The 13,740-nt window shown below is 71.3% G+C and carries 11 protein-coding genes and 1 pseudogene; 10 read left to right on the forward strand and 2 right to left on the reverse strand.

Annotation, left to right across the window (positions count from 1 at the left end; all coding sequences use genetic code 11):
* Positions 1-76 precede the first annotated feature (76 nt).
* The 10 genes and pseudogenes from crcB (LGI35_RS37675) to LGI35_RS37720 all read left to right on the forward strand — a co-directional run bounded on the left by crcB (LGI35_RS37675) (position 77) and on the right by LGI35_RS37720 (position 10,521).
* A complete protein-coding gene (gene crcB / locus LGI35_RS37675) occupies positions 77-562 on the forward strand; it encodes a fluoride efflux transporter CrcB (protein WP_227298863.1) in 486 nt (161 codons plus the stop codon).
* Entirely contained in the window at positions 559-915 is a 357-nt protein-coding gene (locus tag LGI35_RS37680; protein ID WP_116506109.1) for a DUF190 domain-containing protein, read from the forward strand. The genes crcB (LGI35_RS37675) and LGI35_RS37680 overlap by 4 nt, the downstream gene beginning before the upstream one ends.
* Entirely contained in the window at positions 912-1,286 is a 375-nt protein-coding gene (gene crcB / locus LGI35_RS37685; RefSeq protein WP_227298865.1) for a fluoride efflux transporter CrcB, read from the forward strand. The genes LGI35_RS37680 and crcB (LGI35_RS37685) overlap by 4 nt, the downstream gene beginning before the upstream one ends.
* A 112-nt stretch (positions 1,287-1,398) precedes the next feature.
* A complete protein-coding gene (locus LGI35_RS37690) occupies positions 1,399-2,175 on the forward strand; it encodes a DUF4142 domain-containing protein (protein ID WP_227298867.1) in 777 nt (258 codons plus the stop codon).
* Positions 2,176-2,495: 320 nt separating this feature from the next.
* Positions 2,496-2,669 carry a hypothetical protein gene (locus tag LGI35_RS37695; protein ID WP_227298869.1) on the forward strand — a complete coding sequence of 58 codons (174 nt, stop codon included), beginning with the start codon at positions 2,496-2,498 and terminating at the stop codon, positions 2,667-2,669.
* A gap of 58 nt (positions 2,670-2,727) precedes the next feature.
* Positions 2,728-3,201 (forward strand): annotated as a pseudogene (locus LGI35_RS37700) (N-acetyltransferase family protein); the annotation flags it as partial.
* Positions 3,202-3,450: 249 nt separating this feature from the next.
* A complete protein-coding gene (locus tag LGI35_RS37705; protein WP_227298871.1) occupies positions 3,451-5,814 on the forward strand; it encodes an alpha-L-fucosidase in 2,364 nt (787 codons plus the stop codon).
* 181 nt (positions 5,815-5,995) lie between these two features.
* Positions 5,996-7,882, forward strand: coding sequence for a family 20 glycosylhydrolase (locus LGI35_RS37710; RefSeq protein WP_227298873.1), 1,887 nt, complete (start codon positions 5,996-5,998; stop codon positions 7,880-7,882).
* Positions 7,883-7,904: 22 nt separating this feature from the next.
* Positions 7,905-9,470 (forward strand): alpha-L-fucosidase, encoded by a 1,566-nt coding sequence (locus tag LGI35_RS37715; RefSeq protein ID WP_227298875.1) that lies wholly within the window; start codon positions 7,905-7,907, stop codon positions 9,468-9,470.
* A 97-nt stretch (positions 9,471-9,567) separates the two neighbouring features.
* Positions 9,568-10,521, forward strand: a complete 954-nt coding sequence (locus tag LGI35_RS37720) for a formylglycine-generating enzyme family protein (protein ID WP_227298877.1) — start codon at positions 9,568-9,570, stop codon at positions 10,519-10,521.
* Between the two features lie 7 nt (positions 10,522-10,528).
* On the opposite strand, the gene LGI35_RS37725 is transcribed toward LGI35_RS37720, so the two are convergent.
* Together LGI35_RS37725 and LGI35_RS37730 are read right to left on the reverse strand one after the other, a co-directional pair.
* Positions 10,529-12,181, reverse strand: coding sequence for an amidohydrolase (locus tag LGI35_RS37725; RefSeq protein WP_227298878.1), 1,653 nt, complete (start codon positions 12,179-12,181; stop codon positions 10,529-10,531).
* A 37-nt stretch (positions 12,182-12,218) separates the two neighbouring features.
* A complete protein-coding gene (locus LGI35_RS37730) occupies positions 12,219-13,697 on the reverse strand; it encodes an APC family permease (RefSeq protein WP_227298879.1) in 1,479 nt (492 codons plus the stop codon).
* Positions 13,698-13,740: the final 43 nt, after the last annotated feature.

The raw sequence follows: 13,740 nt of genomic DNA on the forward strand, positions 1-13,740 counted from the left end.
GCCGGCGATAGGGTGGCCGGAGGCAGTGATCTTCAGTGGTGGCACGGCGCCGGGGCCGAGAAGGAGACGGGTACGGATGGCAGGTGGGCAGTCCCCGGCGGTGGACGATCCCCGTGACCCGGACGTTGATCTGCGCGTGCCGGCTCAGCGGCGCGCGGGGCTGCGGGCGCAGGGCCCGATCGTGGCGGTCGTCTCGCTCGGCGGCGCCGTGGGTGCCTGCGCCCGTTACGGCGCCGCGCTTTTGTGGCCCACGTCGCCCGGCGCGTTTCCCTGGACGACGATGTGGGTGAACGCGCTCGGCTGTTTCGTGATCGGCGCCTTCATGGTGATCATCACCGATGTGTGGGCGGCGCACCGCCTGGTGCGGCCGTTCTTCGGCACCGGCGTCCTGGGCGGCTTCACCACGTTCTCGACGTACGCGGTGGACATCCAGCACCTGGTGGACAGTGGCCGGGTCCGTACGGGCCTGGTCTACCTCGCGGCGACGCTCCTGGCGGCGCTCGCCGCCGTCGGGCTCGGAGTGGCGCTGACGCGCCGCGTACTGGCGTGGAGGAAGCGATGACGCGACTGACCGGACGTGCCCTGCGGCTGACGGTCTTCGTCGGCGAGAACCACACGTGGCGGCGTAAGCCCCTGTACAGCGAGATCGTGCACCGGGCGCACAAGGCGGGACTCGCGGGGGCGAGCGTCTTCCGCGGCATCGAGGGGTTCGGGGCGTCGTCCCTGATCCACACCTCGCGGCTGCTCTCGCTCAGCGAGGACCTGCCCGTGGCCGTCGTGATCGTCGACACCGAGGCGCGGGTCCGCGCGTTCCTGCCGGAGCTGGACGAGCTGGTGTCGCAGGGCCTGGTCATGCTCGACGACTGCGAGGTCATCCGGTACGTGGGCCGGGAGAAGGACGGAACGCGGGCGTGAACTGGCTCCTCGTGATCGCCGGCGCGATGGTCGGCGCACCCCTGCGCTATCTCACCGACCGGGCCGTGCAGACCCGCCACGACAGCGTCTTCCCGTGGGGGACGTTCACGGTGAACGTCTGCGGCAGCCTCGTGCTCGGCCTGCTGACCGGAGCCGTCGCCGCGGGCGCCGCCTCGTCGCAGGTGCAGCTGCTCATCGGCACGGGTCTGTGCGGGGCCCTGACCACGTACTCGACGTTCTCGTACGAGACCTTCCGCCTGGGCGAGGACGGGGCGCGGCTCTTCGCCGTGGCCAACGTGGCCGCGAGCGTCGCCGCCGGTCTCGGCGCGGCCTTCGCGGGGGTCGCACTCGCCGACGCTCTCTGGGGATAGGCAAAAAAAGGGGCGCGAAAGTCTGAACGCCACCCCCGTCACGTCCGTACCCTCCCGTACCAACAAGTAGCTCGCCCTCGAGGCGAGTTGACGCCGGTATCGGGAGGATTGCTTGCGACGCATCAACGGGACCGCGCTCATCTTCGCCGCCCTGGTCGCCACCCTGGGCGCGCTCGCCTTTCCGATCTGGTCGTACGCCGACCGCTCGGGCACCGGGGCGGCCAACCTGAACGCGGGCAGCGTGGCCACCCAGTGGGGCCCCCTGTCGGCCACCGACCGGGACTTCCTGGTCAAGGTGCGGCTCGCCGGGCTCTGGGAGATACCGGCCGGCCAGCAGGCCATGGAGCGGGCGCCGACGCAGGCGATCAGGATGGCGGGCGATCACCTCGTCGTCGGCCACACCGACCTCGACAAGCGTGTCCGCTCGGTCGCGGGCCGGCTCGGCGTGGAGCTGCCGAACCAGCCCAACCCGCAGCAGCAGGGCTGGCTCGACCAGCTGACCGCCGCGAGCGGCAAGGACTACGAGAACAAGTTCGCCAACCTGCTGCGCGACTCCCACGGCAAGGTCTTCGCCCTGATCGCCCAGGTCCGCCACACCACCCGCAACACCCTGGTCCGCGAGCTCGCCACCGACGCCAACCAGACCGTCCTCGACCACATCACGATGCTGGAGAACACGGGCGACGTGGACTTCGACGCCATCGCGAACGAGGCCGCGGGCACCGCCACCGCCAGCCCCACCGGACCGCCGCCCCCGGGAGGCGTGCTGCCACCCGCTCCGAACCCCGCAGAGCCCTCCGGTTCGCCCGATGTGACCTCCCAGCCGTCGGCCGAGCCGACCGAGGATCCGGGGCGATCGATCAACACGGCACGGCCGGACCCCACGTAGCCGTCGCCCAGTCGGGTGTCCTGTCGCCGGTGGCCGAATGAATCCCCGGCGACCCCCAGCCGTCTCTCTGGTTTCGGCCCCATCGAGCGGGGTCCTGCTCATATGGTTACTCTGTCTGTAGCCGACGGACAGCACAACGTGGTCCTACCAGTACCCGTGGTCCGTCGCGGGACGGCCCCATCCCGGGCCGCCCATGCAGAAAACCGGCGCCACCGCGCCCGAACCGGTATCGAAACCAGGCCCGACCGGGCGCCGGACGCCCGACGGGAACGCCGGGGCGGCGCGCCGGACAGGGTTACCCGACACACAAGGAGTGCGCGGTGACACCAGAGAAGATGAATCGCGAGCAGCGCCCCCGAGAACGCACGGAGCGCGCAGGCCGGCGGCCCGAGAAGTTGGGCAGCCTCGACGTGTGGGCCCGCTCGGCCCCGATCAGGCTCGCGGGCTACGAGGACGACCTCGCGGAGCCCCACATCCTCCCGAGCGTGGACTGACCGGCCCCCCGGCTCCGTATCCGTCCCTGACCGGCCGCGTGCCAGACTCACGTACACGCTGATCAGGGACGCACAGGACAAGGACTGGGCGCAGATCTGGCCGTTCCGGCGGCAGATCGTCGGATCCCGCGAGATGTACGCCTGGGACCCGAACACCCCCGAGGCGCAGGCCCGGACCCTGTGGATGGGTCCGGGCAAGCGTGCGTGTGTCGTCGAGGCGGACGGCGCCGTCGTCGGCTCGGCCCACGGCGCGCCGGACTACGGCGGTCCCGCCGCCGGCATCGCCGACGCGGGCTTCATGGTCGACCCCGCCCGAGGCGGACGCGGGATCGGGCGCGCCCTCGCCGAGCGCGTCCTGGAGCGCGCGAAGGCCGACGGCCGGCGCGGCATGATGTTCAACACGGTCGTCGAGACCGACCCCGCCGTCCGCCTGTGCACCTCCCTCGGCTTCACGATCCTGAGCATGGTCCCGGACGCGTACGAGCACGCCCGGCACGGCCGGGTGGGGCTGCGCATCATGTACCGCGCGCTGTGGCGCGTCGGTCCCCGACCGTGTCAGGTCCCTGGAGACCGGTTTCGCGCCTTCTTCGCACGCGCTGACAGACGACCGTTTTCGGACATTCGTTGCGGGTGCCGCTCTGGGTCGGGTGCCGATGAGCGGTCATCGGATCACTCTCTCAACTACCGCCTCTGCGCGGCCCATTGACGCGCTCTCGGACCCCCACCATCATCAGACCTCCGATGAATGCCCAGCCTTGAGCCGCATCAGGGAGTGCTGAGTATGAGTTCGTACCCAAGACGCCAGGTCCTCGGGACGGCCGCAGCCGTGGCAGCCGCGGCCGCGGTGCCGCTCGCCGCCGCCGGTCCGGCGGTCGCGTCCGACGCGGCGGCCACCGCCCGGACCGCGTCCGCGGACGCCGTCTGGGGCCCCGTCCCCGACCCGGTGCCCGTTCCGCTCGACGCCCACTTCGACAACGACGGCGTCGACACCTCGGCCGCCCGCGGAGGCGACTTCGACGGCAGCGGCTACACCTTCCCCGGCGAGCAACTGCCCGCGGGACCCGTCGAACTCGACGGGATCGCCTACGTCTTCCCGTCGTCGGCGGCGGGCGCCAAGAACAACATCGTGGCCATGGGGCAGCGCGTCGACCTTCCCAAGGGCCGCTACCTGTCCGCCCTGTTCCTGACCGCCGGCAGCTACGGCAACGCGTCCGGCAGCGCGACCGTCCACTACGCCGACGGCTCCACCGCGAGCGCCGGGCTCGGCGGCGCCGACTGGTACTCCTCCGGCGGCCCGCTCTCCGCCGCCTACCGCTACAAGCCCGACGGCACCAAGGACACCAGCCGCGTCGGCATCGGCACCAGCGAGATACCCCTCGACCCGCAGCGCGAGGCCGTCGCGATCACTCTGCCGAAGCTCAACCCGGCCGAGGCGAACAAGACCGCCCTGCACGTTTTCGCGCTCTCGCTGCAGCCCGCCGCGCAGGGCCGGGCGCTCGCGCTGCGCGACGCGCACTCCACGTTCTCGCTCCTGGAGTCGACCGGCGCGCAGAGCGTCGAGGCGACCGTCGTGAACGCGGGCACCGTCGGCATCGTCACCGCCGACGCCCTCACCGTCAGCGTCGACGTCCCCGGCGCGCGCACCGTCGAGCCCGCCCGCGTCACGCGCCTCGCCCCCGGTGAGCAGGCCCGCGTCCGCGTCGGCATCCGCAACCGCGCGGGCACCGCGCGCGGCACCGTCCAGGACGGCAAGGTCGTCGCCACCGGGCGCGGGCACCAGGCCGCGGCCAGCTCCAGGAAGCTCACGCTCGGCGTCCCCGACTACGAGCCGACCGACGCGTCGCTCTCCGGACACCAGGCCCCGTACTGGTTCCACTCCGCGAAGTTCGGCATCTTCATCCACTGGGGCGTCTACTCGGTGCCCGCGTGGGCGCCGGTCGGCAAGCAGTACGCCGAGTGGTACTGGGACCAGATGCAGGACCCGAACAACCCGACGTACGCCCACCACAAGGCCACGTACGGCGAGGACTTCGCGTACGACGACTTCATCCCGATGTTCACCGCGAAGAAGTGGGACCCGCGCGCGTGGGTGGAGCTGTTCCGGGACGCGGGCGCCCAGTACCACGTCCTCACCTCCAAGCACCACGAGGGCTTCGCGCTCTGGGACACCAAGCTGTCGGACCGCAACTCCGTGAAGATGGGCCCCAAGCGGGACATCATCAAGGAGCTCTTCGACGCGTCCCGCCGCTACACACCGGAGCTGCACCGCGGCCTGTACTTCTCGATGCCCGAGTGGTTCAACCCGGACAACCCGTGGATGGGGCACGCCCCGCGCAACCCCTACACCCTGGAGCCCGTCCCCTACACCGGCTACACGTCCGGCAAGGACTACGTGAAGGGCTTCCAGGCCCCGCAGATGCTGGAGCTGATCCACGACTACGACCCGCAGCTCCTGTGGTGCGACATCGGCGGCGTCAACGACTCGCACAACGTCCTCGCCGAGTTCTTCAACCACGGCAAGAACCGCCCGAAGCCCTACGAGGTCGCCGTCAACAACCGTTCCGGGATCGGCTTCCACGACTTCACGACGCCCGAGTACACGACGTACGACAACACCGTCGTCGCGAAGTGGGAGTCGAGCCGCGGACTCGACCCGTACAGCTACGGCTACAACGCCGAGACGCCCGACGACCGCTACATGAGCACCGAAGAGGTCGTGCACAGCCTCGTCGACATCGTGTCGAAGAACGGCAACTTCCTCCTCGACATCGGGCCGCGCGCCGACGGCACCATCCCGGAGATCATGCAGACCCGGCTGCGCGAGACGGGCCACTGGCTCAAGACCAACGGCGAGGCCATCTACGACACCACCTACTGGTCGCGGATGGCGCAGCTCGGCGAGGACCTGCGGTTCACGGTCAGGCCGAACAAGGCCTTCTACATCCACTCGCTCGCCGAGCCGGGCGCGCAGCTCACCGTCGAGGCGGCCGTACCGGTCAGGCCCGGCGACAAGGTCACGATGCTCGGCCACGACCGGCCGCTCAACTGGCGCACCAAGGGCGGGTCGTTCGTCGTGGACGTGCCGGCGGCGGCGCGTGCGGCGGGCGAGCACGTGTGGGTGTTCAAGGTGGAGTGGAAGGGCTGAGACGTGCCGGGGTGACCCCGTGAGCGAGCAGCGGCGGGTGGCGGGCCTGGGGGTCCGCCACCCGCTGTGCTATCGGCAGCGCCAGGCGCAGGATTCATCGGATGAGTTTTGCGAGATGTCCAAGCGATTGCTGGGAAGGATCCATTGACACTCCACTGGGAGGCTTGAATCATCGGATCTCATGACGGATCCGAGCTCCAAGATGGCGCCCTGGCGAGGCAGACACCGACTGATCGGCACCGTAGCGGCGTTCCTGCTGCTCGCGGCACCGGCCCCCCTGGCGCGGGCGGCACCCCAGGACCCCGTACCCCAGACCTTGCCGAGTCTGACCAACTGGACGCCAGGGCAAGGCACTTACTCCTACGGCCCCGGGGCCCGCCTGGTCGCGCACGACGCCGCCTCGCGCCGCGTCGCCACCACCCTCGCCGATGACCTGCACGCCGCGGGCAAGGGCACCGTGCCGGTCACCGGTGGTCCGTCCCGTACCGGCGACATCGTTGTCGACGTCGAGCCGTCACGGAGCGGGTCCCTGGGCGCCGAGGGCTACGAACTCCGCGCCGCACAGCGGCTCGAGATCACCGGAGCGGCCGAGGCGGGGGCGTTCTACGGCACCCGCACCCTCCTCCAGCTCCTCGCCCGGAGCGACCGGGTGCCGGCCGGACGCACCGTCGACGTGCCCCGGTACAAAGAACGCGGCGTCGGCGTCTGCGCCTGCTACGTGCACATCTCCACGGACTGGATGGAGAACCTGGTGCGCGACATGGCGTACCACAAGCTCAACCAGCTGCTCGTCGAGCTGAAGGTGAAGAGCGACCGGCACCCCGAGGCCAACACCTGGGGGTACTACACCAAGAGCGAGATCCGCCGCCTCGTCGCACTCGGCGAGAAGTACCACGTCACCATCGTTCCGGAGATCAACTCCCCGGGCCACATGGACCCCTGGATCGAGAACCGCCCCGACCTCCAGCTCACCGACTCCGACGGCAAGCCGCAGCCGTCCCGCCTCGACATCACCGAACCCGCGGCCTTCGACTACTACAAGAGCCTCATCGACGAGTACGGCGAGGTGTTCCCCGCCAAGTGGTGGCACATGGGCGCCGACGAGTACATGCTCGGCTCGGACTTCGCCAAGTACCCGCAGATCGCCGCGTACGCGAAGAAGAAGTACGGCGAGAACGCCACGCCGCAGGACGCGTTCATCGACTTCGTCAACCGCGTCGACGCGTACGCCGCGAGCAAGGGCAAGCGGCTGCGCATCTGGAACGACGGCCTGACCGGCGCCAACACCGTCCCGGTGACGGCCGGTACGACCGTCGAGCACTGGCTCGGCGTCAAGGTGAAGCCCAGCGAGCTGATCGCGCAGGGCTACCCCGTGATGAACGCCGCCTACTCCCTCTACCTCATACGCGGCGGCTTCCACACCGACACGCAGAAGCTCTACGACGAGCAGTGGGACCCGCGCAGCTTCGAGGGCGAGAAGCTCGCCTCACGCGACGGCGTCACCGGCGCCAAGATCAGCCTGTGGCCCGACAACGGGCGCGGCGAGACGGAGAACGAGGTCGCGCAGGCGGCCCGGCTGCCCCTGAGCCATATCGCGCAGGCGACGTGGAGCGACCCGCACCCCGACGCGACGTACGCCGGCTTCACCGCACGGGCGGAGGCCGTCGGCCGGGCACCTGGGCAACGGGACCTGACACGGCCGCCCGTCACCGACGGCACGTACACCGTCGCCGACACGCGCCACCGTACTCGGGCGGCGGGCTTCGAGGTCACCCGCACCCCGGACGGCTATCTGACCCTCAGGTCGACCGAGACCGGCAACTGTCTGGAGACCCGCAGCGGAAAGCTCACCCTGAACGTGCCGCTGCAGCCCGGCTCGGCGGTCACGCAGGAGACCTGCGACGCGAAGAGCACCCTCCAGCGCTGGCAGGCGTCCCGCTCCGGCCGTGGCTACGTGCTCACCAACGCCCTCACACGCATGACCCTGGACGCGACATCGGACGGACGTCTCGTGCAGAACCCGCCCGACCAGCAGACCCCGACCATCTGGACCCTGACCCAGCGCTGACCCGAAGGGATCCCACCCGCAGATGACCGCCAGCAGACGACTCTTCCTGGCCGCCGCCGCGACCACGGCCGTGGCCGCGTCGAGCAACTCCCTCGCCCTGGCCGCCCCGGCGGCGACCGGCACCACGGCGGCAGAACCCCATTACCGCATCCCCATCAGCGCCACGGACTCCCCGGAGGAACTGGTCGCCAAGGCCTCCCGCGTACGCCCGACGAAGCGTCAGATCGCCTGGCAGAGCCTGGAGAAGACCGCCTTCCTGCACTTCGGCGTGAACACTTTCACCGGCCTCGAATGGGGCACCGGCGACGAGGACCCGAACGTCTTCCAGCCGACGGGCCTCGACACCGACCAGTGGGCACGCGCGCTGCGCGACGGCGGCTTCAAGCTCGCCATCCTCACGGTCAAACACCACGACGGCTTCGTCCTCTACCCGTCCCGCTACACCAAGCACAGCGTCGCGTCGAGCAGTTGGCGCAGTGGCAAGGGCGACGTGCTGCGCTCCTTCGCCGACTCCATGCGCAAGTACGGCATCAAGGTCGGCGTCTACATCTCGCCCGCGGACGAGAACCAGTACCTCGACGGCGTCTACGCCAACGGCAGCAAGCGGTCCGCCCGCACCATCCCCACGCTCGTCGACGGCGACGACCGGGCCGGCGACGACCCGCGCACGTTCACCCTCGACGCGACCGACTACGGCGCCCACATGCTCAACCAGCTCTACGAGGTGCTCACCGAGTACGGGCCCGTCGACGAGGTGTGGTTCGACGGCGCGCAGGGCCGCATCCCGCCGGACAAGGTCGAGACGTACGACTGGGACAGCTGGTACGCGGTGATCCGCGCGCTCGCCCCCGGCGCCACCATGGCCGTGCGCGGACCGGACGTGCGCTGGGTCGGCAACGAGGGCGGGCTGGCCCGCGAGGACGAGTGGAGCGTCGTCCCGGTCAAGGACTCGGGCAACGGAAGCGTCGACTACGCACTGCGCTACGACGCGCCGGACCAGGGCAGCCGTGACGCGCTCGCGCAGTCGCGGTCCGTGGCCCAGTACCTCCAGTGGTGGCCCGCCGAGTGCGACGTGTCCATCAGGCCCGGGTGGTTCTACCACGCGGACCAACAGCCCAAGAGCGTCGACCAGTTGGCCGACATCTGGTTCCGGTCCGTGGGCCGTAACTCCGTGCTGCTGCTCAACATCCCGCCGGACACGGACGGCCTGCTGCCCGCGGCGGACGTGGCGCGGCTCAGGGAGTTCCGCGAGCGTATCGACCGCGAACTGCCCGAGGACCTGGCGGACGGCGGCCGGGTACGCGACGACGGCGCGGGCACCCGCACCGTCGACCTGCGCACCGCCCAGGAGGTCGACCGGATCCGGCTCGCCGAGGACATCCGGCACGGGCAGCAGGTGGAGCAGTTCGTCGTCGAGGCGAAGTCCGGCGGCGCCTGGACCGAGGTGGCGCGGGCCGGGACGATCGGCGCGAGCCGCGTCCTGGTCCTGCCGGCGCCGGTGACGGCCCGCGAGTGGCGCCTGCGGATCACGCAGACCCGCACCGGCCCGCACATCGCCCGGTTCGGGCTCTACCGCTCCCGGGTCTGAGCGCGGGAACGGGACGTGGGGTGGCCCGCCGGACGCGGGCCACCCCACGCGTGCGAGGATCGGCCGCATCGGTCCAGTGCGTGTACGAGGCGGAACCATGACTGCGGAAGACGTGACCCCGAAGGCCTGCTGCGCCGCGCGCCGCGAAGGCGGCGGCGATCCGCAGCCCGCGCCCCTCGTCCCGACGGCCCGGCGTGCCTCCGGCAAGGGCATGGTGACCCTGCCCGGCGGCACGTTCCGGATGGGCAACGAGGACGACCGGGCCAACCCCGGCGACGGCGAGGGACCGGTCCGCGAGGTCACCGTCGGCCCCTTCCGGATCGACGAGCACGCCGTCACGAACGCCCAGTTCGCGACGTTCGTCAAGGACACCGGCTTCGTGACCGCCGCCGAGCGGTTCGGCTGGTCGTACGTCTTCGCCGGCTTCCTCGCCCCCGGCGTCGCCCGCGCGACACCCGCCCCGGCCGGCACCCCCTGGTGGCGGGGCGTCGAGGGCGCGACCTGGCGCGCGCCCGAGGGACCGGGCTCCGGGATCGGGGACCGGTCGAGGCACCCCGTGATCCACGTCAGCTGGGACGACGCGAGCGCCTACGCCGCCTGGGCGGGCAAGCGGCTGCCCACCGAGGCCGAGTGGGAGTACGCGGCCCGCGGCGGACTCGACCAGGCCCGCTACCCCTGGGGCGACGAGCTGACCCCGCGCGGTCACTGGCGCTGCAACATCTGGCAGGGCGAGTTCCCCGTCGTGAACACGGGAGAGGACGGCCACACCGGCACGGCGCCCGTCGACGCCTACCGGCCCAACGCCTTCGGCCTCCACAACACCGTCGGCAACGTGTGGGAGTGGGTCGCCGACCGGTTCACCACCGACCACCCGGCGGCCCCGCTCACCGATCCGCGCGGCCCCGCCGAGGGCGACACGCGCGTGATGCGCGGCGGCTCGTACATGTGCCACGACTCGTACTGCAACCGCTACCGCGTGGCCGCGCGCACCGCCAACACACCGGACTCCAGCAGCGGGAACTGCGGTTTCCGGTGTGCGGCGGACATGTAGGAAGCGGTCACCCGGCGGCGTACACCCGCTCGCCGCCCACGAACGTCTCCAGGACGCGCGTCGCGCAGATCTCCTCCGTGGGCGCCGCGAACGGGTCGCGGTCCAGGACCACCAGGTCGGCGAGGCGGCCCGCCGTGATCGCGCCGGTCACGTCGTCGAGGTGGTTCACGTACGCGCTGCCCGCCGTGTACGCCGTGAGCGCCGCGTCCAGGCCGATGCGCTGTTCCGGCAGGAACACCGGGGTGCCGGGCGCCGCGTCGGGCAGGACGCGGTTGACCGCCACATGGATGGCCTCGATCGGGTCCGGGCTGCTCACCGGCCAGTCGCTGCCCGCCGCGAGCGTCGCTCCCGAACGCTGGAGATCACCGAACGGGTACTGCCACGCGCTGCGCTCGGGGCCGAGGAACGGGATCGTCAGGTCGTCCATCTGCGGCTCGTGCGCCGCCCACAGCGCCTGCATGTTCGCCGTCGCGCCCAGCTCCCTGAACCGGCCGACGTCGTCGGGGTGGACCACCTGGAGATGGGCGAGGTGCGGGCGGGTGTCGGTGCGCCCGTTGGCGCGGCGCGCCGCCTCGACGGCGTCGAGTGCCTCGCGCACCGCCCGGTCGCCGAGGGCGTGGAAGTGCACCTGGAAGCCGCGCGCGTCCAGCTCGGTCACGTACTTCTGGAGGTCGAGCGGCGGGACGAAGCTGATGCCGCTGTTGTCGGAGGCGCAGCCGCAGCCGTCCAGGTAGGGGCCGAGGAGGGCCGCCGTGCCGTTCTCGGCCACGCCGTCCTGCATGATCTTCACCGTCGTGCAGCGCAGCCGCCCACGCGTGCCGGCCGCCCGACGCTCCACGAGCTCGTCGATCTGTTCGGTGCCGCGCGAACGGTCCCACCACAGGGAGCCGACCACCCGCGCGGTGAGGCGCCCGTCCGCGGCGGTAGCGAGATACGCGTCCGTGGGGTCGGTGAGGTTGGCGTGCTCGCCGAGGAGGGCGTCCTGCCACGCGGTGACGCCGAGCGAGTGCATCAGCGCCTGGGCCCGCAGCAGGCCCGTGATCCTCTGCTCCAGCGTGACGGGTGGCAGCAGCCGTCCGATCAGGTTCGCCGCGCCCTCCTGGAGCATGCCGGTCGGTGCCCCGTCGGCGTCGCGCTCGATGCGGCCGTCGGCCGGGTCGGGGGTGCGGGCGTCGATCCCGGCGGCCTGCAGGGCGCGGGAGTTGACCCAGGCGCCGTGGTGGTCGCGGTTGACGAGGTAGGCCGGGCGGTCGGGCACGAGGGCGTCCAGCTCGGCGGCCGTGGGCAGGCCGCCGGGGAACGCCTCCATCGACCAGCCGCCGCCGGTGATCCACTCGGTGTCGGGGTGCGCCTGCGCGTACGCGGAGATACGGCGCCGGTACTCGTCGAGGGTCGTCGCGCCGCTCAGGTCGCACTGGCCGAGCTCGAGGCCGCCGCCGACCGGGTGCGCGTGCGCGTCCTGGAAGCCGGGGATGAGCAACTTGCCCTTCAGGTCCACCACTTCGGTGGCCGGGCCGACGAGTTCGCGCACCTCGTCGTGGCCCACGGCGACGATCCGCTCGCCGCGCACGGCCACCGAGGTCGCGCGCGACCGGGCGGGGGAGAAGGTGTGGACCGGGCCGCCGGTGAAGACCAGATCGGCGGGGGCGGTGTCGGGCATGGGACGTGACTCCTTGCGGTGAGGGAACGGGGACTGGTCAGGAAGGTTCGGCGGTCAGGGGGACCGTCTCGGGAGCGGTGACACCGCCCTTGACGAAGTACGGGGAGCGGCGCACGTACTTGGCGTACGCCGCCATCACCAGGCCGGAGGCGACGATGGCGACCGGTACCGACAGCATGAACCACCCGTTGTCCGGGCTGAGTTCGAAGCTGTCGCTCATCGTCACGTACGAGCGGGCGAGGTAGACGCCGATCCCGAGGAGCGCGATGCCGCTGACCCCGGGCGCCACGACCGCGCGCAGCGCACCGGACAGCGGACCGCGCAGAGCGTCGCGGAAGCGGACCGCGCAGGCGAGCGCCGTCAGGCCGTAGTACAGGGCGACGACCAGGCCGATGGAGTTGACCGCGGCGAGGATCATCTCGTTGAGCTTGGGGATGGCCAGCGCGAGCACGGAGACCGCGGCGGAGATCGACATGATGAGGACCGTGCCCAGGGCCGGGGACCCGTAACGCGGGCTGACGCGGGTCCATACCTGGCCCATCGTGCGGTCGCGGCCCATGGCGAGGAGGCCGCGGGCCGTCGGGATGACACTCGACTGGAGCGAGGCCACCGCGGAGAACATCAGCGCGAGCAGCGGCAGCGTCGCCCACGGCTCGTCGGCGAGCTTCGCGCCCAGATACGTCAGGCCCTGCGGGCCCTGCGCGACCAGCTCGGGCAGGCTCATCTCGCGCTGGAAGGCCACGGCACCGTAGAGGAACATCGCGAGCATCGTGAACAGCGCGATGAAGCCGCCCCGGCCGGCGTCGCGCACGTTCTTCGTCTCCTCCGTGACGCTGAACGCCGCGTCCCAGCCCCAGAAGAAGAACACCGCGAGGACGAGGCCCTGGGCGAAGGCCGTGCCGTCGTGGATCGCGAAGGGGTTCAGCCACGACCACTGGAAGTCGTGGCTGCCCGAGACCAGGGCCCAGCCGCAGAACGCCAGCAGGACCGCGTACTCGAAGACGAGCAGCCAGGTCTGGAGCCGGGTGGCCTTGCGGACGCCGGTGATCGCCGTGTACGTCACGACGGCCAGGACCAGGAGGCCGACCACGGTGCTCAGGGCCGTCGAGTTCGGGTCCAGCGTGATCCCGAGGGCGTGGTGCCAGCCGGCCTTGTTGGCGAACTGGAGGAAGACCGACCCGGTCACGGCGCTGGTGTACGCCATGAAGATGACCGTGCCGATCAGGGTGACCCAGCCCGTGATGAAGCCGGGCCACGGGCCGAGCGACTTGCCGACCCACACATAGCCGCTGCCCATGTTCGGCTCGGAGCGGTTGAGGCGGGCGTACGCGGAGGCGATGCCCAGGATCGGCAGGAACGCCACAAGCAGGATCGCCGGGGCCTGGAGGCCCACCGTCGCGGCGAGCGCGCCCATGCCGATCCCGATGCTGGTGGTGGCCGCGGTACTGGACGCGGCGATGGCGACGCCGTCGACGACACCGAGGGAACGGCGCAGGCCAGGGGGTTCGCTGCTCATTCGGACACTCCTGAAACCGGAGGAGGGGAGGGAGGGTGCGATC

The sequence above is a fragment of the Streptomyces longhuiensis genome (assembly GCF_020616555.1).
Lineage (GTDB): Bacteria > Actinomycetota > Actinomycetes > Streptomycetales > Streptomycetaceae > Streptomyces > Streptomyces longhuiensis.